Annotated in this window: 18 protein-coding genes; 17 read left to right on the top strand and 1 reads right to left on the bottom strand. The window is 65.8% G+C overall.

What is annotated here, in order from left to right; translation table 11 throughout:
• Position 1 precedes the first annotated feature (1 nt).
• From nrfD to VGV41_RS18880, 17 genes are all read left to right on the top strand, one after another.
• Positions 2–1369, top strand: a complete 1368-nt coding sequence (gene nrfD / locus VGV41_RS18960) for an NrfD/PsrC family molybdoenzyme membrane anchor subunit (protein ID WP_326865568.1) — start codon at positions 2–4, stop codon at positions 1367–1369.
• Positions 1366–1899: a DUF3341 domain-containing protein gene (locus VGV41_RS18955; RefSeq protein ID WP_326865567.1), complete on the top strand. Its 534-nt coding sequence runs from the start codon at positions 1366–1368 to the stop codon at positions 1897–1899. Before nrfD ends, VGV41_RS18955 begins: the two co-directional genes overlap by 4 nt.
• The gene (locus VGV41_RS18950) at positions 1896–2411 is read left to right on the top strand and encodes a c-type cytochrome (RefSeq protein ID WP_414705159.1); all 516 of its coding nucleotides are present in this window, start codon (positions 1896–1898) and stop codon (positions 2409–2411) included. The genes VGV41_RS18955 and VGV41_RS18950 overlap by 4 nt, the downstream gene beginning before the upstream one ends.
• Positions 2408–3502, top strand: a complete 1095-nt coding sequence (locus VGV41_RS18945; RefSeq protein ID WP_326865566.1) for a hypothetical protein — start codon at positions 2408–2410, stop codon at positions 3500–3502. Before VGV41_RS18950 ends, VGV41_RS18945 begins: the two co-directional genes overlap by 4 nt.
• Positions 3495–4001: a hypothetical protein gene (locus VGV41_RS18940; protein WP_326865565.1), complete on the top strand. Its 507-nt coding sequence runs from the start codon at positions 3495–3497 to the stop codon at positions 3999–4001. Before VGV41_RS18945 ends, VGV41_RS18940 begins: the two co-directional genes overlap by 8 nt.
• Positions 3998–4807 (top strand): SCO family protein, encoded by an 810-nt coding sequence (locus tag VGV41_RS18935; protein ID WP_326865563.1) that lies wholly within the window; start codon positions 3998–4000, stop codon positions 4805–4807. Before VGV41_RS18940 ends, VGV41_RS18935 begins: the two co-directional genes overlap by 4 nt.
• Positions 4808–4809: 2 nt before the next feature.
• Entirely contained in the window at positions 4810–5757 is a 948-nt protein-coding gene (gene coxB, locus VGV41_RS18930) for a cytochrome c oxidase subunit II (RefSeq protein WP_326865562.1), read from the top strand.
• Positions 5754–7418 carry a cytochrome c oxidase subunit I gene (locus VGV41_RS18925; protein ID WP_326865560.1) on the top strand — a complete coding sequence of 555 codons (1665 nt, stop codon included), beginning with the start codon at positions 5754–5756 and terminating at the stop codon, positions 7416–7418. The genes coxB and VGV41_RS18925 overlap by 4 nt, the downstream gene beginning before the upstream one ends.
• Positions 7408–8055, top strand: coding sequence for a cytochrome c oxidase subunit 3 (locus VGV41_RS18920; RefSeq protein ID WP_326865558.1), 648 nt, complete (start codon positions 7408–7410; stop codon positions 8053–8055). The genes VGV41_RS18925 and VGV41_RS18920 overlap by 11 nt, the downstream gene beginning before the upstream one ends.
• Complete coding sequence (locus tag VGV41_RS18915; RefSeq protein ID WP_326865557.1) at positions 8052–8402, top strand: oxidase; 351 nt, start codon at positions 8052–8054, stop codon at positions 8400–8402. Before VGV41_RS18920 ends, VGV41_RS18915 begins: the two co-directional genes overlap by 4 nt.
• Before the next feature lie 274 nt (positions 8403–8676).
• A complete protein-coding gene (locus tag VGV41_RS18910) occupies positions 8677–9165 on the top strand; it encodes a (2Fe-2S)-binding protein (RefSeq protein WP_414705156.1) in 489 nt (162 codons plus the stop codon).
• Positions 9166–9167: 2 nt separating this feature from the next.
• Complete coding sequence (locus tag VGV41_RS18905; protein ID WP_326865555.1) at positions 9168–10196, top strand: xanthine dehydrogenase family protein subunit M; 1029 nt, start codon at positions 9168–9170, stop codon at positions 10194–10196.
• 16 nt (positions 10197–10212) lie between these two features.
• Positions 10213–12435, top strand: coding sequence for a xanthine dehydrogenase family protein molybdopterin-binding subunit (locus VGV41_RS18900; RefSeq protein WP_326865553.1), 2223 nt, complete (start codon positions 10213–10215; stop codon positions 12433–12435).
• A 110-nt stretch (positions 12436–12545) separates the two neighbouring features.
• Positions 12546–13892: a cytochrome c gene (locus VGV41_RS18895; RefSeq protein WP_326865551.1), complete on the top strand. Its 1347-nt coding sequence runs from the start codon at positions 12546–12548 to the stop codon at positions 13890–13892.
• Positions 13889–14383: a (2Fe-2S)-binding protein gene (locus VGV41_RS18890; RefSeq protein WP_326865550.1), complete on the top strand. Its 495-nt coding sequence runs from the start codon at positions 13889–13891 to the stop codon at positions 14381–14383. Before VGV41_RS18895 ends, VGV41_RS18890 begins: the two co-directional genes overlap by 4 nt.
• Positions 14380–16608 carry a xanthine dehydrogenase family protein molybdopterin-binding subunit gene (locus tag VGV41_RS18885; RefSeq protein WP_326865549.1) on the top strand — a complete coding sequence of 743 codons (2229 nt, stop codon included), beginning with the start codon at positions 14380–14382 and terminating at the stop codon, positions 16606–16608. Before VGV41_RS18890 ends, VGV41_RS18885 begins: the two co-directional genes overlap by 4 nt.
• A 238-nt stretch (positions 16609–16846) precedes the next feature.
• Positions 16847–19315, top strand: a complete 2469-nt coding sequence (locus VGV41_RS18880; protein WP_326865548.1) for a glycogen/starch/alpha-glucan phosphorylase — start codon at positions 16847–16849, stop codon at positions 19313–19315.
• On the opposite strand, the gene malQ is transcribed toward VGV41_RS18880, so the two are convergent.
• On the bottom strand, positions 19312–21063 hold the full coding sequence (malQ, locus tag VGV41_RS18875; RefSeq protein ID WP_326865547.1) for a 4-alpha-glucanotransferase: 1752 nt from the start codon (positions 21061–21063) through the stop codon (positions 19312–19314). The two genes, VGV41_RS18880 and malQ, sit on opposite strands and share 4 nt — an antisense overlap.
• Between the last annotated feature and the right edge of the window lie 43 nt (positions 21064–21106).

The raw sequence follows: 21106 nt of genomic DNA, 5'->3' as shown, positions 1-21106 counted from the left end.
CATGACGATTACGCTGCCGACCGAACTGCCGGCCGATGCGCCGATCGTGACGCGCGATGTGACGCTCGCCTCATTGAGCGAAGAGGTGAGCGGCCGCGTGCTGGCCAACCGGGCGCCGCGCTGGTGGTGGATCGGTTTCGGCATCTCATTCACGCTGTTTCTGCTGTTGGTCATCGCCATGACGTGGCTGTTCGTGAACGGCATCGGCGTCTGGGGCGTGAACATCCCGGTGGCGTGGGGCCTAGCGCTGGCCGAATACGTCTGGTGGATCGCACTGGCGAGCGGCGGCACGATCGTCTCCGCGCTCTTCTTCCTCACCGGCTCGCCGTGGCGCTCGGCCACCAACCGCATTGCCGAAAGCATGCTGCTCTCGGCGGTGCCGTGCGCCGGGCTGATGCCGATCATGCATCTCGGCCGTCCCGGCCTGTTCTACTGGCTGTTTCCATATTCAAACGTCATGGGCGTGTGGCCGCAGGCGCGCAGCCCGCTGTGGTGGGACTTCATCTGCATCGTCTGCTACATGCTGATGTCGCTGATGTATTTTTACGCCGGACTTATTCCGGACCTCGCCACCGTCCGCGACCTCGCGAAGAGCCGCGGCAAGCAGATCCTCTACGGCATCCTGGCGCTCGGCTGGCGCGGCTCGACGCGCGAATGGCAGAACCAACGCACCGTCTACGCGATCATGTCCGCCATCATGGCGCCGATGGTCGTTTCGGTGCACAGCGTGGTCGGCCTCGATTTCGCCGGCGGCCTGACGCCCGGCTGGCACGACACGCAGTTCCCTCCCTACTTCTTCTTCGGCGCCGTCATCTCAGGCACGGCCGTGATCATCATGCTCACCATCCTGGTGCGCTGGGGATACAGCCTGCAGAACGTGCTCACCGAATATCACCTCAACGCCATGGCGAAGGTGATGCTGGTCGGCAGCCTGATGCTGGCTTACGCCTATGTGTGGGAAGCCTTCGGGCCAATCTACGGCAGCGAGGTCGCCGACAAGACCGAGTTCATGCAGCGCGTGTTCGGCTTCACCTCGCCGGCCTTCTGGTCCGAGAAGATCCTCACCGTCGTCATCCCGCAGCTGTTGTGGCTGCCGTTCGTGCGCCGCAACCAGGCCCTGCTCGTCGCCATCTCGACCGGTGTAATCGTCGGCATGTGGCAGGAGCGCTTCGTCTTCGTCACGTCCGCCACCGAACACAACTACATGCCATCCTACTGGGGCGTGTTTTTCCCGACCTTCTGGGACTGGGCGACCTTGGCCGGCACGATCGGGCTGTTCCTGACGCTGTTCTTTCTGTTCCTGCGCTTCGTGCCGATCGTGTCGATCGCCGAAATGCGGGAGGTGGTGCAGAAGGAAAACGGCCGATGACAACGCTGTATGGCGTCCTCGCCGTCTTCGATACGCCGGAGGCCGTGACCAAAGCGGCGGTCTATCTGCGCGAATCCGGCTTCCGCCGCTTCGAGGCCTACACGCCCTATCCGGTCGAGCCGCTGAACCGCATCGTCCATCCCGGCCCGAAACGCTTCCTGCCGCTGCTGATGTTCGCCGTTGCGATCCTCGGCGCCGGCTACGGCTACTTCGTCCAGTACTGGGACGAAGTGCTGAACTACCCGCTCAATGTCGGCGGACGCCCGCACAACAGCTGGCCGGCGTTCACGGTCTCGGCGTTCGAGTTCATGCTGCTGGTCACGATGGCCGCAGGTCTTTTCGGCATGCTGGCCGCATCGTCGCTGCCCAAGCTCTATCACCCGCTGTTCCAGTCTCGCTTCTTCGCGCGCGCTTCGCGCGATCGCTTCATCCTCTGCGTGAAGGCGAGCGATCCGATCTTCGACCCGAAAGAAGTCGAGGAGGCCTTCGGCCAGCTCGGCGCCGAGCACATCGAAGAGGTCCGCACGTGAAGTGGACGGTCGGCATGGCGCTCGTCGGTCTGGCGGTGGGACTCACCGCCTGCGACAACATGGCCAACCAGCCGCGGATGAAGCCATACGAGGTGCCTTACGGCGCGAACAAGGCGTGGCCGGCGAAGCCGGTGCCGCACGCCATCGCACGCGACGACGCGCCCGGACAACCATCGCCACCGCCGGTCACCATGGCTCTGCTCGAGCGCGGCCAGCAGCGTTTCAACATCTACTGCTCGCCCTGTCATGGCCGCACCGGCGAAGGCAACGGCATGATCGTGCGGCGCGGCTTCCCGCGTCCGCCGTCCTATTTCATCGGGCGGCTGCGTAACGCGCCCAACCAGCACTTCTACGACGTGATCTCGAACGGCTACGGTGCGATGTATCCGTATTCCGATCGTGTGAAACCCGCCGACCGCTGGGCCATCGTCGCCTATATCCGCGCGCTGCAGGCCAGCGCGAGCGCTTCGCCCTCCGATGTGCCGCCCGAAAAGCGGAGCGCGCTGCAATGAGGCCGAACAGGATCCAACTCACGGCGATCGTGCTCGGCCTGCTCGGTGTCGTCGGCTGCGTCGTCGGCGCCATCTTCGATCCTGCCGCGTTCTTCCGCGCCTGGCTGTGCAGCTACCTGTTCTGGCTCGGCGTACCGCTCGCCGGCATCACGCTGGTGCTGGTGCACGATCTCAGCGGCGGCGAATGGATGGCGACGGCGCGCGGGCCGCTGACAGCGGCAGCCCTGACCATGCCGCTCGCGAGCCTCGCCGGCATTCCGGCCTTCATCGGGCTACATTCGCTGTACAGCTGGACCCATCCTGCGCCGGACCTCGGCAACGTCTTCTATCTCAACCCGGTTGCGTTTTTCATCCGCTATGGCTGCTACGTCGTCGTGTGGAATGTCATGGCGGCCTTCGTGGTGTTCGGGCCGCGCGAGGGACGCCTGCCCATCAGCCCGGCGCTGTCGTGGATCAGCGGAATCGCGCTGGTCGCTCTCGCCTTCTCGACCGGCTTCGCCGCGATCGACTGGATCCTGTCGCTCGAACCGAAATTCTGGTCGTCGATCTTCCCCTACACGCAGTCCGCGAGCTGGTTCAACACCGGGTTCGCGCTCGTGCTGCTGACCATCGCGCTGATCGGCTGGCCGGCGGTCGACCGGCGCAAGCACATGATCGACCTCACGCAAATCCTGCTCGCGACCACCATCTTCTGGGCCTACCTCGAGTTCATGCAATTCCTCATCATCTGGGAGGAGAACCTCAAGCACGAGATCCCCTGGTACCTGAAGCGTCTGGAGTCGGTCTGGCATTCAGCGATCTACATCTCGGCCGGACTGGGATTTGTCGTGCCGTTCTTCGTGCTGCTGTGGGCGCCGAGCAAGCGCCGGCGCGCGATCGTGGCGACGATCTGCGCCCTGATCCTCATCAGCCGCCTCGGCAATACCTGGCTGCTGGTGATGCCCGAGTTCGACAGCGGCACCTCGTTCTGGCTCGACGTCGCGGCGGTGCTGGCGCTCGGCGGCGCCATGCTGCTGCTGTTCGCCTTTGCGCTGCGCGCGCTGCCGAACATCCGAGCCCGCGTTCCGGCCTGGAGGGTGGATCATGCCTGACCGGGTCCGCTCACAGCGGCCGCGACGCCGGCCACGCACCGTGAGTCTCGGCGGCGCCGTCGCCGCATTGGCGTGGGGCTATGCGTGGCGGCAGATGGTGCGACGCTCGCGGCACCATGAAGAGATAGCCGCGGCGGAACAGCGCGAAGGAGAGCGGCCGACCACCGCCTATGAAACATCCGACTGGGACCTCGGCCCGGTGGGGCTCATCTATCTCGGCACCTTCGCGCTGCTGGTGATCTCGTGCCTGGTGCTGATCGCCGCCTATCCGGACAGCCTGCACGACGTCGACCGCACGGTGCACATCGCGCCGCCCGGCCCGCGCCTGCAGACCAATCCCGGCGACGATCTGAAGGACTTCCGCGCGCAAGAGCAGAAGCAGTTGGAGACCTACTACTGGGTCGACCGCGAGAAGGAGCAGGTGCATATCCCGATCGAACAGGCAATGAAGACGCTGGTGCAGACGGGCATCCCCGGCTTCCCGAAGGTCCAGCCATGACACGCGCGGGCCTCATCACCATCGCCGTCGTCGCCGTGTGCAGCGGCATCGCCGCATGGCTGCTCGCCGGCGCGGCGCCGGCGCAAACCGGCGACGGCAGCAACGATATCGCGGCGCTTTCCATCCACCCGCACACGGGCGCGAGGTTGCCGCTGGGCATGACATTTGCCGATGAAAGCGGCCATCAAGTCGCCCTGCAAAATTATTTCGGCAAGACGCCGGTCATCCTCGTGCTCGAATACCTGCGGTGCACCTCGCTCTGCGGCGTGACGCTGCGCAACATCGTCCAGGCGCTCGACGGAACGCCGCTCGTGCCGGGGCGCGACTTCCAGCTCGTCGCCGTCAGCATCGATCCGCGTGACACACCCGCCGACGCCGAGGCCGCGCGCGCCAAATACGCCGCCCTCCTCAAGAGCGGCGGCCCTGGCGGCCTGCACTTCCTCACCGGCCCGGCGCAGGCGGCGCGCGAGGTCGCCGACGTGGTCGGCTTCCCCTACCGCTACGATCGTCTGCTCGACGCCTACATGCACCCCGCCGGCTTCGTCGTCGCAACGGCGGGCGGCGTGATCAGCCGCTATATCGAAGGCGTGGCGGTCTCGCCGCAGGATCTCATCAAAGCCATCGCCGACGCGCAGGAGAACAAGACCCCGGGTCTTCTCACGCGCATCATCCTGTTTTGCCATATCCAGGGCGCGCCGCTCGGCAACCTGACCGTCCCGGTGCTGGCGGCCTTCATGCTGGCCGACATCGCGGCCGGAATCGCGGCCATCGCTGTCTTCACTGTCGTCCGACGGCGGAGCAGCTGACCATGTACAGCTGGATCCCCTTCTGGCCCGACACCGCCGCCTCCAGCGGCCACGCCGTGAACACCCTGTTCGCCGCAGAACTCGCTCTCTCGGCGGTCATCATGCTGACCGTCGTCGTCATGATGCTCCATTTTGCGTCCCGCTACCGCAAAGGCAGCGACGCATCGCGCGCCGACCGCGTGCAGAAGACCTGGCATTTCGAGATCGCGTGGACAGCCGCCACGCTCGGCATGTTCCTCATCCTCTTCGTCTACGGCGCGCAGATCTACGTCTGGCTGTTCCGCGCGCCGCGCGGCGACGAGGAGGTCTATGTCGTCGGCAAGCAGTGGATGTGGAAGGTCGAGCATCCGGGCGGCCAGCGCGAAATCAACGCCATGCACGTCCCCATCGACAAGACCATCCGCGTGGTGATGGCGTCGGAAGACGTCATTCACAGCTTCTTCATCCCGGCGTTCCGTCTCAAGCACGACGTTGTTCCCGGAACCTACGAGACAATCTGGTTCAAGGCCGACAGACCGGGAGTTTACCGCCTCGAGTGCACGCAATATTGCGGGCTGCAGCATGCCACCATGCAAGGCAAGGTCGTGGTGATGAGCGGGCCCGATTATGCCCGCTGGCTCACGACCCAGGGCGTGCATGAATCCATGGCCGAACAGGGCGAGAAGCTGTTCCGTGCACACGGCTGCAGCGGCTGCCACGGCGACAACAGCACGGTGCATGCGCCGTCCCTCAACGGCGTCTATGGCACCTTCGTACACCTTCAGGACGGCTCCGTGCGCCTCGCCGATGAAGCCTATCTGCGCGACTGCATCCTCAACCCGCGCAGCTTCACCGTCGCCGGCTACCCGCCGATCATGCCCGACTTCTCCGGCCAGATCAGCGAAAGCGACCTCTTGAAGATCGTCGCCTACATCCAGTCGCTTTCCGGCAAACAGGAGACGCGCCGATGACGGTCACCACGGTCGATCGCGCCGCATTGCCGAACCCGACGGAGGAGCCGAGCTACCTCACCTCGGAGAATACCGTCGTCTCGTGGCTGTTCACGCGCGACCACAAGCGCATCGCGCTGATGTTCTTCGCCTCGATCACGTTCTTCTTTTTTATCGGCGGCATGGCGGCGACGCTGATGCGGCTGAACCTCGCCACGCCGCAAGGGCTGCTGCAGCCCGCCGTGTACAACCGCATGTTCACGATGCACGGCATCATCATGGTGTGGTTCTTCCTGATCCCGTCCATCCCGACCACGTTCGGCAATTTCTTCGTGCCGCTGATGATCGGCGCGCGCGACCTCGCCTTTCCGCGCGTCAACCTCGCCAGCTGGTACGTCTTCAATCTATCCGGCCTGATCGTGCTGTACTCGCTGATCATGGGCGGCGCCGACACCGGCTGGACCTTCTACACGCCGCTGTCGACCATCTACGCCAACGGCTATGTGCTGGCCGCCGCGCTCGCCGTCTTCGTCAACGGCTTCTCCTCGATCATGACCTCGCTGAATTTCGTGGTCACCATCCACCGCCTGCGCGCGCCGGGCATGACCTGGATGCGCCTGCCGCTGTTCGTCTGGGGCATCTACGCGGTGAGCGTCGTCATGCTGACGGCGACGCCGGTGCTGACCATGGATACGCTCCTGCTCGCCGTCTCGCGCTTCACCGGCGTCGGCCTGTTCGATCCGCAGCACGGCGGCGACCCGCTGCTCTGGCAGCACATGTTTTGGTTCTACTCCCATCCCGCCGTCTACATCATGATCCTGCCCGCGATGGGCGTGGTCAGCGAGATCATCCCCTGCTTCGCACGGCGGCCGATTTTCGGTTATGCGGGCATGACGATCGCGCTGATGTCCATCTCGATCCTGAGCTTCTTCGTCTGGGCGCACCACATGTTCGTCGCCGGCATTTCGATCTATTCCGGCGTCGTGTTCTCGCTGATGACCTTCTTCGTCGCCGTCCCCTCGGCCATCAAGGTGTTCAACTGGACCGTCAGTCTGCACAAGGGCAGGATCACCTTCGACGCGCCGATGCTTTACGCGCTCGGCTTCATCCTCCTGTTCACGCTCGGCGGTCTCTCCGGCATGATGCTGGCAACGCTCGCCGTCGACGTCGACGTACACGGAACCTACTTCGTCGTCGCCCACTTCCACTACATCATGGTCGGCGCCACGGTGAGCGCGTTCTTCGGCGCCCTGCATTATTGGTGGCCGAAAATGACCGGCCGCATGTACCCAGAGATGTGGGCGCGCTTCGCGGCAATCCTCACTTACGTCGGCTTCAATCTCACTTTTTTCCCGCAATTCATCCTCGGCTATCTCGGCATGCCGCGGCGGTCCTACACCTATCCGGTCGATTGGCAGGTTTGGAACGTGCTCTCGTCCGGCGGCGCGTCGATCCTCGCGGTGGCCTATACCCTGCCGCTACTCTATCTCGGCTGGTCGCTGTTCCGGGGCAAAAGGGCTCCGATCAATCCGTGGCGGGCGACCGGACTGGAATGGATTACGAGCTCGCCGCCGCCGAAACAAAATTTCTCGCACACGCCGGTCGTGACGCGAGAACCGTATCGCTACGATCCCGAGGACGGCACCTTCGTCACGCAGGAGGGCACGCCCTATGCCGAATAGCGCGGCGATCGTGCCCGAGGTCCAGTACGCGACGATCAAGCAGCAGGGCGAAGTCGCGCAACTCGGAATGTGGCTGTTCCTCGTCAATGAGACGCTGTTCTTCGGCGCGCTGATCTTCGTCTATTTCATCTACCGCACGACGTATCCGCACGAGTTCGCGGTTGCGGGCAAGGATGCCGTGGTGTGGTGCGGTACGGTGAACAGCGTCATTCTGCTCACCAGCAGCCTGACCATGGTGTTTGCGATCAACGCCGGCGCCCAGGACGCGCGGCGCGCCATGGTCGTCTGGCTCTACGCCACGATCGGGCTCGGCTGCGCCTTCCTCGGCATCAAAGGCTTTGAATACTACCTGGACTTCCAGGATCAGGTGGTGCCCGTCGTCAATTATTTCGCCAAGCCGGGGGAAGGAACGGCGGGCGAACTGTTCTGGGTGTTCTACTGGGTCGCCACCAGCCTGCACGCGATCCACCTTACGATCGGCATCGGCCTCCTCCTCTACATGCTCTGGCGCATTCGGCGCGGCGAGATCACATCCGTCTACTATGCGCCGCTCGAAGTCGTCGGCATCTTTTGGAGTTTCGTCGATGCCGTCTGGATCTTCCTCTATCCGTGCATCTATCTCGTGGGGCGATCATGAGGATCGATGTCGAGCCCCGACGTGCCCGGTCTCTCCCGTTCATCATCGCGTGGCTGATCCTGCTCGTGCTCGCCGGCGTGAGCCTGGTCACGGCCTTCCTCGGCGTGGGTGTGTGGGCACCGTTCGCGCAATTCGGCATCGCGGCGATGCAGGCCGCAATCGTCTTCATCCTCTTCATGCGCCTGAAAGGCCCACCCTCGCTCCGCTGGGTCTTCGCAATCACCGGATTCTTCTGGCTCACGTTCCTGTTCGGCTTGAGCATGACCGACTATGCGACGCGCAAGGGCTGGCCGTCGAGCTACATGCCCACGCGGCCGGGCATCACGACGTTGAATGACGGCCCATAAGTGCGCCGCGGCAGGTTCCGCACGTACGCCCGCACCAAACTGTCCGTGACAAGGAACCACCGGACGTTTCGAGACTTGCCGCGATGACTGCGGCGTACGTCCGCGTACGTGCTTCTCGCCTCAGGATGAGGGGGGTCCGATGCCCAATTCGTCATCAACCCGCGGCACCGCCGGCTTCAGTCGCCGGAACTTTCTCACCAGCACGATGGCATCCACTATGACCTTGAGCTTGCTTGACCGGCCGAGCGCCGGCGCCACACCCGCGGAGCCGCGCGTGCAGCCCCGCCAGCCGGTGCCTGTCAATTTGCGCATCAACGGCCAGGACCGCCGCCTGGCACTCGACGTGCGGACCAGCCTGCTCGACGCCTTGCGCGAGCACGTCGGTCTGACCGGCACGAAGAAAGGCTGTGACCACGGTCAATGCGGCGCATGCACCGTGCTGATGGACGGCAAGCGCGTGCTCTCCTGCCTCACCTTCGCGGCGATGGCGCAAGGCCACGAGATCGCCACGATCGAGGGCCTGGCCGGCGCGGACGGCTCGCTGCATCCGATGCAGCAGGCCTTCATCGACCACGACGCGTTCCAGTGCGGGTACTGCACGCCAGGGCAGATCATGTCCGCCGTCGCTTGCGTGCACGAAGGCCACGCCAGGTCCGACGACGAGATCCGCGAATACATGAGCGGCAATCTCTGCCGCTGCGCCTGCTATCCGAACATCGTCGACGCCATCAACGACGCCAAGCCGAAGATGAAGGAGACCTGATCATGCATCCCTTCGTCTATGCCCGTGCGACAACGGCGCAAGGCGCCATCGAGACGCATCACCTCGCGGACAGCCCGCGCGAGGCGCCTTCGGTGCGCGCGCGCAGCCAGTATCTCGCCGGCGGCACCAATCTCATCGATCTGATGCGCCTCGACGTGATGCAGCCCGAGCTGGTTACCGACATCAACGCGCTGGAGCGGACGCCGTCCGGCCGCATCGAATACGGCGCGCGCGGCCTGTGGCTCGGCGCCCTCGTCAAGATGTCGCAAGCCGCCGATCATCCCGACGTCGCCGCCAACTACCCGGTGATCGCTCAATCGCTCAATCTCGCGGCCAGCGCGCAACTGCGCAACATGGCCTCGCTCGGCGGCAATGTGCTGCAGCGAACGCGCTGCACATACTTCCGCGACATGTCCTATGCCGCCTGCAATAAGCGCTCGCCCGGAGCTGGCTGCGCCGCGCTGGACGGCGTCAATCGCAAGCACGCGATTCTCGGCGTCTCCGATCGCTGCATCGCCACCTATCCCGGCGATTTCGCCCAGGCGTTGATCGCGCTCGACGCGGTCGTCGACGTGGCTGGCCCGTCCGGGTCGCGCACCATCCCGTTCGCGCAACTGCACAGGCGGCCGGACCACACGCCGCACATCGAGACGACGTTGCAACCCGGCGAACTCATCACCGCCTTCGTCGTGTCGCCGTTGCCGTGGGCGCGACGCTCCAAATTCGTCAAGGTGCGCGACCGCGAGTCGTTCGAGTTCGCGCTTGCCGCGGCCGCCGTCGCGCTCGACATCGCCGACGGCAAGGTGCGCAACGTGCGCATCGCCCTCGGCGGCGTCGCCACCGTGCCGTGGCGCGCGCGCTCGGCCGAGGAGGCGTTGCGCGGTCAGCCGCTCAACGACGACACGCTCAAGGCCGCCGCCGAGACGGCTTTCGCGGAGGCGCGGCCGCGCGGCGAGAACGCCTTCAAGGTCGCGCTCGGTCAACAGACCTTGATCCGCGCGCTGCGCGAAACCGCCGAGATGAACCTTTGAAGATCGGAGCCGCCCCATGAATCGCGCCGCCCCCGCCCCGCTCGACAACATGGGCCGCCCGGAGCCACGGCTCGACGGCCGTGCCAAGGTGACCGGCGAAGCCCGCTACGGCTCGGACTTCATTGTCAGCGATGTCGCCCACGCCTTCCTCATCACCAGTCCGATCGCGAAGGGCCGCATCGCCAGCATCGACACCAGTCTCGCGAAACGCCTGCCCGGTGTGATCGAGGTGTTCACTTACGAGAATACGAAAGGCCTCAAGGAGGTGCCGTTCTCCACCGGCGGCGGCGGCGCCACCCAATCGATGCAGTCGATGGGGCCCGAGATCCACCACGACGGACAGATCGTCGGCATGGCGGTCGCCGACACCTACGAAGCGGCGCAGGAGGCGGCTTCACTGGTCAAGATCGACTACGACGTCGAGAAGCCGAGCGCCACGTTCGGCTCGCCGGGCGTGACGCAGGAGGACGCGAGCAAGGCCAGTGAGCGCGCCAAGGGCCTGCCGCAGGCCGGCGACGCCGATGCCGCCATCGCCGCCGCGCCGGTCAAGCTCGAAGCGGAATACGGCACGCCGACCGAGCATCACAATCCGATCGAGCTCTTCACCACGACGGCGGTGTGGCGCGACGGCGAAGTCACCGTCTATGAGCCGAGCCAGTTCGTCTACGGCCAGAAGCACAGCGTGGCGCAGAAGCTCGGCATTGCCGGGGACCGCGTGCGCATCGTCAGCCCGTATGTCGGCGGCGCCTTCGGCTCGAAAGCGCAGTTCTCGCCGCGCACCGGCTTCGTCGTCTATGCCGCCAAGGTGCTCAACCGGCCGGTGAAGCTCGTCGTCACGCGCGATCAGGGCTTCACGGTGCAGACCTATCGCGCCGAGACGCGGCACAAGATCCGCTTCGGCGCCGAGCAGGACGGCAGCATCAAGGGATTCAGCCACGAAGGTTTCGAGGTCACCTCGCGGCCCGATCCCTACACCGTCGCCGGCGTGGAGGATTCAGCGCGCGTCTATAACTACGGCACGGTGAAGACGCACGTGACGCTCGTGCATGCCGACCGCAATACGCCAGGGTTCATGCGCGCGCCGCCTGTCGTGCCCTACATCTACGCGCTCGAGAGCGCGATGGACGAGCTCGCGGTCAAGCTCGGCATGGACCCGGTCGAGTTGCGGCGCAAGAACGATTCGATGAAGGACACGACCGGCAAGGAGTGGTCGTCGCGCTCGCTGATGAAGTGCTACGACGAGGCCGCGAGCGCCTTCGGCTGGTCGAAGCGCGAAGCGAAGCCCGGGGCCATGCGCGACGGCGACTGGCTCGTCGGCTTCGGCTGCGCCAGCGCCATCTATCCGACGCATATCGGCGCCTCTGCCGTGCGCGTGCGTCTCGAATCGGATGGCCGCGTGCGCGTGCAACTGGCCGCGCACGATCTCGGCACCGGCGCCTACACCGTCATCGGGCAGATGGCGGCGGAGAAGCTCGGCGTGCCGATGGTGCATGTCAGCGTCGAGCTGGGCGACAGCACATTCCCGGCCGCGCCCGTCGCCGGAGGATCGAATACGACGGCGAGCTGCTGCAACGCCGTCATGAAGGCCTGCGACGCCATCCTTGCCAAGCTCAATCCACCAACCGCCACCACCGGCAGCAACACCGGCGCCGCGCGCGATATCGAGCAAGCCTTCGAGCGGCTCGGCGTCGGCGTCATCGAGGAGTACGCCGAATATCTGCCGCCGGGCGCCAAGCCTGACACCATGGCGCATCTCTATCACGGCAAGCCGTTCCTCAGCGGCGGCTCGAAGGGCGAGAAACTGATGTACGCACTCGGCGCCGAGTTCGTCGAGGTGCGCGTGCATCGGCAGACGCGCGAGATCCGCGTGCCGCGCATCGTCGGCGCGTTCGCCGCCGGTCACATCATGAACACGCGCACGGCGCGGAGCCAGTTGATGGGCGGCATGATCTGGGGCATTTCCTCGGCGCTGCACGAGGAGACCGAGATCGACAAGCGCAACGCGCGCTACATCAACGACAACCTCGCCGACTACCTCGTGCCGGTGAATGCCGACATCCGCGACCTGCAGGTGATCCTCGTTCCCGAGCGGGACACCTTCGTCAATCCGGCCGGGATCAAGGGGTTGGGCGAGCTCGGCAATGTCGGCACCGCCGCCGCCGTCGCCAACGCCGTCTACAACGCCACCGGCATCCGCGTACGCCAGTTGCCGATCCGGCTGGAGAAGCTGATGGCGTGAACGCCGATGCTGCAATGCCGCGGGGAACGCCCGCGACCCGACGCCGTTATTGTTCCAAACCGGGAACCGGGGCTATGATTACCCCTTGGGGCGCAGCGAACGGCTGTTGAATGCTTACGCGCATCCTGGGCGGCCTCGTCATAGTCGTCGCCGTCGTCTTCGGCGCCTTTTTCGCATGGCAGTGGCGCGGCGAGCTGCCGCCGGTCACCGCCAACGCTGCCTCGTTCGATCCCGGTATTGTCGCCAAGGGCGCTGTCCTCGCCGCTGTTGCCGATTGCGCCGTCTGTCACACCCAGGCCGGCGGCAAGCCCTATGCCGGCGGCTTTCCGGTGAAGACGCCGTTCGGCATCGTCTACGGCACCAACATCACGCCCGATCGCGATACCGGCATCGGCACCTGGTCGGAAGCAGCCTTCCGCCGCGCCTTGCGCGAAGGCGTTGGCCGCAAGGGCACGCATTTTTATCCCGCCTTTCCCTACGATCATTTCACCAACATCAGCGACGGCGACATCTCCGCGCTCTACGCTTTCCTGATGACGCGCGAGCCCGTGCACCAGCCGAACCGGCCGACGCGGCTGTCCTTTCCGCTGAACTGGCGTCCTTTCGCCGCCGCCTGGAACCTGCTGTACCTGCGGCAGGGGCCGTACCGTCCCGACCCGGGCAAGAGCGCCGAATGGAATCGCGGCGCGTATCTCGTCGCCGGCGCCGGCCATTGCAGCGCCTGCCACACGCCGCGCAACGCGCTCGGCGCCGAGACCAAATCTGACCGCTTCGGCGGCGGTGAGGCCGAGGACTGGTATGCGCCGGCGCTCGATGCCGCCTCGCCCGCGCCGGTGCCGTGGACCGTCGACGAACTCTACGCCTATCTGCGCACCGGCTATGCCGACCAGCATGGCTTCGCTGCCGGTCCGATGCAGCCGGTCGTGCTCAGTCTGCGCAAGGTGCCCGATGCCGACGTGCACGCCATCGCCACTTTCATCGCATCGATCAGCGGGCCGCGCGATGCGACGGCGCGCAAGCGGCAGACCGAAGGCGCGCTCGCCTTCGCCGCCCAGCGCGCTGTAACGGTGACAGGCATCGCGCAAGGCGGCACAACGGGCTCCGCGAACACCGGCACGGTCAGCGGCGCGATTTTGTTCGCCGGTGCTTGCGCCAGCTGTCATCATTCCGGCGGCGGCCTGCCGATTTCACGGCCGGTCGCGCTCGGCTTGAGCACGCCGGTCAACGAGCCCGATCCCACCAATTTCCTGCGCATCGTGCTCGACGGCATCCAACCGCCGCTCGGCCACCGCGGCCCGATCATGCCGTCGTTCTCCGGCGCCCTCACCGATCCGCAGATCGACGCGCTCGCCGATTACGTCCGCACGCAATACAGCCGCGGCGGCCGCTGGACAAACGTGACGGCGGCGCTGGCGAAGATGCGGCAACAGCAGACGCCGACGATGGAGACCCCATGACAGTCCTCAACGTCAACGGTCAGCAGCACGAGGTCGATGCCGATCCGCGCACGCCGCTGCTCTATGTGCTGCGCGACGATCTCAAGCTCAATGCCGCCAAGTTCGGTTGCGGGCTCGGCCAATGCGGCGCCTGCACCGTGCTCGTCGACCACACACCGGTCTTCTCCTGCCTCACGCCGCTCGCCGCCGTCGAAGGACGCTACGTGCGCACGGTGGAGGGGCTCGGCACGATCGACAAGCCCGGTCCGGTGCAGCGGGCCTTCATCGAGGAGCAGTCCGCGCAGTGCGGCTATTGCATCCCGGGCATGATGATGCGGGCACAAAGCTTGCTCGAGAAGAACGCGGCGCCCAGCGATGCGCAAATCCGCGAAGCAATGGCCCCTAATCTCTGCCGCTGCGGCACGCAGATGCGCATCCTGCGCGCGGTGCATCGGGCGGCGCGGCTGATGACGGTCGAGATCGAGCGACCGATGCGGGAGGCCGAGAGATGAACGCGCCGCAGGCTGCCCTCACCCGCCGCACGTTCGTCGCCACCGGCGGCGCGCTGATCGTCAGTTTCGCCATGAGCCGCAGCGCGCTGGCGCAAGCCGCGCAACAGCCGGTGAAGCTTCCCGGCAGCCTCGACAAGGCCCCCTCTCTCGACTCCTGGATCGGCATCGACGGCAACGGCGCCGTCACCGTCTTCACCGGCAAGGCCGAACTCGGCCAGGGCATCATGACCGCACTGATCCAGTGCGCCGCCGAAGAGCTCGACGTCGATCCGAAAGTCGTGACGATCGTCACCGCGGACACCGAGCGCACGGCCAATGAAGGCTACACCGCCGGCAGCCATTCGATGCAGGATTCCGGCACCGCCATCCTCAATGCCGCCGCGCAGGTGCGCGCCATCCTGATCGAGCTCGCGGCCAACCAGCTCAACCTGCCCACCGACCAGTTGCAGGCGAAGACCGGCGCCATCGTCGCCAATGACGGGCGCAGCGTCGCCTACAAGGATCTCGTCATCGGCCAGGCGCTGCATCGGACGGCGCAGCCGCAATCGCCGTTGAAGGACCCGAAGAGCTTCACGGTCATCGGCAAGTCAACGCAGCGTGTCGACATTCCCGGCAAGGTCACCGGCGCGCCGATGTACGTGCAGGACCTGCGTCCCGAAGGCATGCTGCATGCGCGTGTGGTGCGCCCGCCGAATTACGGCGCCGAGCTCGTCTCGGTCGATGTGGCGGCGGTCGAGAAGCTGCCCGGTGTTATCCAGGTCGTGCGCAACGGCAATTTCCTCGCGGTCGCCGCGCAGCGGGAGTTCCAGGCAATCGAGGCAATGAACCTGCTCGCCGCCACCGCGCAATGGCGCAAGATCGCCGCACTGCCGGACGAGGCGACTGTCCATCAATTCCTCATGCGTCTGCCGACGCAGGACCAGACCATCGTCAATAAAGGCAACCCCGCCGAGCAGGGCGCGCATGTGCTGCGCGCCAGCTATTCGCGGCCCTATCTCTCGCACGGCTCGATTGGCCCGTCCTGCGCCGTGGCGCTCTATCAGGCGGACAAGCTGACCGTATGGACGCATTCGCAGGGCGTTTTCCCGTTACGCGATACGCTCGCCAAGATGCTCGGCATGACGCCGGCGCAGGTCCACTGCATCCAGACCGAAGGCGCCGGCTGCTATGGTCATAATGCCGCCGACGATGCCGCCGCCGACGCCGCACTGGTCGCGCGTGCGATTCCGGGGCGACCGATCCGTCTGCAATGGATGCGCGAGCAGGAGATGGGCTGGGAGCCGTTCGGCCCGGCGATGAGCTCGAGCGTCACGGGTGCGCTCGACGACCAGGGCAAGATCGTCTCGTGGACCTACGAGGTGTGGAGCAATACGCATTCGACGCGGCCGGCCGGCCCGCCGGGCAATCTGCTCGCGGCGCAATACCTGGCCAAGCCGTTCATGCCGCCTCCGCCGAAAGAAATCCCCATGCCGGAAGGCGGCGGCGACCGCAACGCAATTCCGATCTACGCCATTCCGAACGCGCACGTGGTCGACCATTTCATCCCGCAGATGCCATTGCGGGTGTCGGCGCTGCGCGGCCTCGGCGCCTATTTGAACGTGTTCGCCATCGAGAGCTTCATGGATGAGCTGGCGGACGCGGCGAAAACCGATCCCGTCGAATTTCGCCTCAAGCATCTGACCGATCCGCGGGCGCGCGACGTCATCAACAAGGCTGCGCAGGAATTCGGCTGGAAGAAGGACGACAAGCGGCCGCGCGGACGCGGACGCGGCTTCGCCTTCGCGCAATATAAAAACCTCGCCACCTATTGCGCGATCGCGCTCGAAGTCGATGTCGAGCACGAAAACGGCGAGGTGCGGCTCGGACGCGTCGTCTCCGCCGTCGACAGCGGACAAGCGGTCAATCCCGACGGCATCCGCAACCAGATCGAGGGCGCCATCGTGCAGTCGGCGAGCTGGACCTTGTACGAGATGGTAACATTCAGCCGCACCGACATCACCAGCCGCGACTGGTCGAGCTACCCGATTCTGCGTTTCCCCAATGCGCCGGCAAGCGTGGCGGTGCACGTGATCGACCGCCCGGGCGAGAAATTCCTCGGCGCCGGTGAGGCCGGCCAGGGACCGGCCGCCGCGGCCATTGCCAACGCCATCGCCGACGCGACCGGCGCACGTCTGCGCGATCTGCCGCTGACCGCCACCCGCATCAAGCAGGCGGTCGGCGTCTGACGCCTGTGGTATTCGACAAACGTCGATGCTGCATTGCGGAACGATCTCGCCCTGTCGCGCCTTACTTCTGTCTGATGGCTGCGCGAAGTTCCATCGCACCGGTATTTACACGTTATCCGCGCTTTTCCACCGCCGTGAATTTGTCTAGAGCGGCACCGCGAGTCATCTTGCGACGGCGTTGGCCGCTGCCATCATCGATCAAAGCGTCAGCAGAGCGCCAGGAACGTCGAAACATGCAATGCCGCAATTGAGATTGAGACAGCCGCCGCCGCAGACGTCCTCCGAAGCGTTGGAGAACGAGCTCCGGCATGCGATCCATTCCAAGCTCGTCTACGAACTCGGCAAGACCGGCGACAACGCCGGCGATTACGACTGGTACCAGGCGACCGCGCTGGCCGTGCGCGACCGCATCGTCGACATATGGATGAAGTCGCGGGCAGAGGCGGAGAACAGGAAGAAGAAGCGGGTTTATTATCTTTCGATCGAATTCCTGATCGGCAAGCTGCTGTTCGACACGCTCACCAACCTGCGCATCGTCGAGCCGACAAAACGCGCGCTGGAGAGCCTGGGTGTCGATTTCGAGCGCATGCGCGCGGCCGAGCCGGACGCCGCGCTCGGCAATGGCGGGCTTGGCCGCCTCGCCGCCTGCTTCATGGATTCGATGTCGGCGCTCGGCATCCCGGCCTACGGCTACGGCATCCGCTACGAGAACGGCCTGTTCGAGCAACGCCTGCAGGACGGCTGGCAACAGGAACTGCCGGAGGACTGGCTGGCGCGCGGCAATCCGTGGGAGTTCCGGCGCACGGAGCCGCATTACTCCATCGGCTTCGGCGGCGCCGTCGAATATATCGGCGGCGACCACAAGACGGCGCGCGCCGTCTGGTATCCGCAGGAGCGCGTCGACGCCATTCCCTACGACACGCCGGTCGCCGGCTGGCGCGGCAAGCACGTGAATGCGCTACGCCTATGGTCGGCGCGTATCGCAACGCCGATCCATCTCTCCGCCTTCAACGAAGGCGACTATGGCGGCGCGGTCGCCGCGCGGGCGCGCGCCGAGGCGATCTCGCGCGTGCTTTACCCCAACGATGCGACGTCGGAGGGCCAGGAGCTGCGACTGCGGCAGGAATATTTCTTCACCGCCGCCTCGCTGCAGGACCTCGTGCGGCGCCATCTCGACGAACACGGCACGCTCGACAATCTGCCTGACTACTGCGCGGTGCAGCTCAACGACACACATCCGGCGATCGCGGTCGCCGAACTGATGCGCCTGCTTGTCGACGAGCACGACTACAGCTGGGACAAGGCGTGGGCGCTCACCAGGGGCACGCTCAACTACACCAACCATACGCTGCTGCCCGAGGCACTGGAGACCTGGCCGGTCGAGCTGTTCGGCCGCCTGCTGCCGCGCCATCTGCAGATCATCTATCTCATCAACTGGATCCACCTGCAGCAGACGACCGCACGCGGGTTCACCGATGCGGACTTTGTCGCCAACGTGTCGCTGATCCACGAGAACGGCGACAAGCGCGTGCGCATGGCGCACCTCGCCTTCCTCGGCTCCAATTGCGTCAACGGTGTCTCCGCGCTGCACACCGACTTGCTGCGCAAGACCGTTTTCCACGATCTTGCCGAGACGACGGCGACGCGCATCGTCAACAAGACCAACGGCATCACCTTTCGCCGCTGGCTCTATGAAGCGAACGGCGCGCTGACCCGCCTGATAACCGAGACCTTGGGCGAGAGCGTGCTCGACGACCCCGCGCGCCTGCGCGAGCTCGAAGCGCGCGCCAGCGACGCCTCCTTCGTGGCGCGATATCAGCAGGCGCGGCAGGCGAACAAGGCGCGATTGGCGGGCGTGGTGCGCGCCGCGGCGGGCGTGCAGGTTGACCCGCGCGCGCTGTTCGACGTGCACATCAAGCGCATCCACGAATACAAGCGCCAGCTCCTGAACGTGCTCGAGACCATCGCGCTCTATCAGGAGATGAAGGCGCGACCGGACAAGGTCTTCGTGCCGCGCGTCAAGCTGTTCGCCGGCAAGGCGGCGGCGAGCTATACGCGCGCCAAGCTGATCATCAAGCTGATCAACGACGTCGGCCGCATCGTCAACGCCGACCCGGCGCTGGGCGGCCGGCTGAAAGTGGTGTTCGTGCCGAACTACAGCGCCAGCCTTGCCGAGCAGATCATCCCGGCGGCGGACATCTCCGAGCAGATATCCACCGCCGGCATGGAAGCCTCCGGCACCGGCAACATGAAGCTGGCGCTCAACGGCGCCATCACCATCGGTACGCTCGACGGGGCCAATATCGAGATCCGCGAGCAGGTCGGTGACGACAATGTCGTCATCTTCGGTCTGACCGCGACGCAGGTCTCCGAGCGCGTAGCCGAAAAATTCGAGGGCTCGACGGCGGTGGCGCAGTCGGCGCGCTTGGCGCGCGTGGTGCACGCGCTCGCCGCCGGCGAGTTCTCGCCGGACGATCCGAACCGCTACTCACCGATCGTGCAGGCGCTGCTCGAATATGACCATTACATGGTGGCGGCCGATTTCGAGAGCTACTGGGAGGCGCAGCGATCGATCGACCGGCTCTGGCTGACGCCGGATGAGTGGTGGCGCAAGAACATCCTCAACACCGCGCGCATGGGCTGGTTCTCCTCCGACCGTACCATCCGCGAATACGCGCGCGACATCTGGAACGTGCCGGCCGGCTAGCCGCGACGGCCCGTTTTGGCGAAAGCCTCGCCGACGCGGCGGAAGGTCTCATTCTCTCCCAGGTCCTCGAGCGCGGCCGGCAGCTTGCGCCGCCAATTCGGGTGCTCGTCGGTCGTGCCGGGGACGTTGATTTGCTCGCGCGCGCCGACGATGTCGTCGAGCGCGATGGCCACCAGCCGCGAGGGCGTCGCGCCGAGGAAAGCCGCGACGGCGGCGAGATCGTCCGGCGGGTACCCCTGCCCACGCGCACCCAGCATCTCGGTGAGCTTCTGCCTCGCCCAGTTGCGCGCGTCGGCGTTCTCGCCGGGATCGATACCGAGCCCGCGCTTGACGTTGAGATCGTGGTTCTCGCACCAGCCGCGGAAACTCGGCAGGTCGTGCGTGTTGAAGGTGGCGAGCGCGCCGGCGGGATAGGCCTCCGGCGGCTTGAAGCGGGCGTCATCGCCCTCGCGCTCGAACAGCATGACGCGGTAAGTCCACAGGCCCCATTTCGTCATCGTGTCGCGGAAGCCCTCTGGCACCGTGCCCAGATCCTCGCCGATCACGGAACAGCGGAAGCGCACGCTCTCCTCGGCGACGACGCGCAACAACTGCTCGAACGGGAAGCGCACATAGACGCCGTCGCCCGCCTTCATGCCGTGCGGGATCATGAACACGCGCTGGAGGCCGAGCACATGGTCGAGGCGAATAGCGCCGGCATGGCGCATGGCGGCGGCAAGCAGTTGCCGCATTGGCGCGAAGTCGTCCGCGGCGACCGCGCTCGGATTGAACGGCGCCAGCCCCCAGTCCTGCCCGCCGGGATTGAACTCGTCCGGCGGCGCGCCGACCGACACCGCCGCGATGACCGCATCCTGCTGCGCCCAGGCGTCGGCGCCCTGCGGATCGATGCCGACGGCGACGTCGATGTAGAGACCGATGCTCATGCCGTTGGCCGTCGCCGCAGCCTGGCACTCGGCGAGCTGTCGCTCCCCCGTCCACTGCACGAACTCCTCGAATTCGCAGGCGGCCAGATTGTCGGCACGGAAGCGTTCGAGATCGGCGCGCGCCGGGGCGCGCCACGGCGCCGGCCATTCCGGCCACGGTTCGTCGTGCCGCTGACGCAGCACCTCGAAGCAGGCGAAGCGCAACAGCGCCTCGCCGCGCTCGGCGCGGAAGGCGTCGAAGTCGGCGCGCCGCGCCGGCGCAGCCTCGTCGCGGAAGCGCTCGTAGACGCGCCGCAGCGCGTCCATCTTCAGCTTCGCCACACCGGGGTAGTCGACCAGCTCGCCGCTGCGTAAAGCGGCCGTCTTCTCCTTCGACGAACGCCCAAATTCCGGGATCGCCGCGACGTCGATGTAGAGTGGATTGAGGAACAACCGGCTGTTCGGCGCATAGGGGCTTGCCTGCTGCGGCCGGTCGGGAAACAGTGCGTGTAACGGATTGAGACCGATGCCGGCGGCGCCGTGCAATGCGGCGACCGGGATCAGGGTCTTCAGATCGGTGAAGTCGCCGACGCCCCAGTTGCGCGCCGAGCGCAGGCTGTAGAGCTGCACGGCGAGGAGCCAATGCTGGCGTCCGTCGCCCTGCCAGGCGCGTATTGGCGCCACCGCCGGCGCCGCCGGCATCGGTTGTGGCGCCTCGCGCCCATGCGATAGGGCCTCGACCAGCACCCGGAGGGTCCCATGGTCGGCGGGATGCCATTTGCCGAAGACATCGTGATAGCCGGGCTCGATGCCCCAGCGTTGCGCTTTTTCTTCCAAGTCGTTCATTCGGCTTACGTTTCTTAAAACAGGCGCCGGCCTGCGGCACTCC

The organism is Pseudolabrys sp. (assembly GCF_035943735.1).
Classification (GTDB): domain Bacteria; phylum Pseudomonadota; class Alphaproteobacteria; order Rhizobiales; family Xanthobacteraceae; genus Pseudolabrys.
Note: the sequence above shows the minus strand (reverse complement) of the source record. Positions and strands in the feature narration are given on the sequence as shown.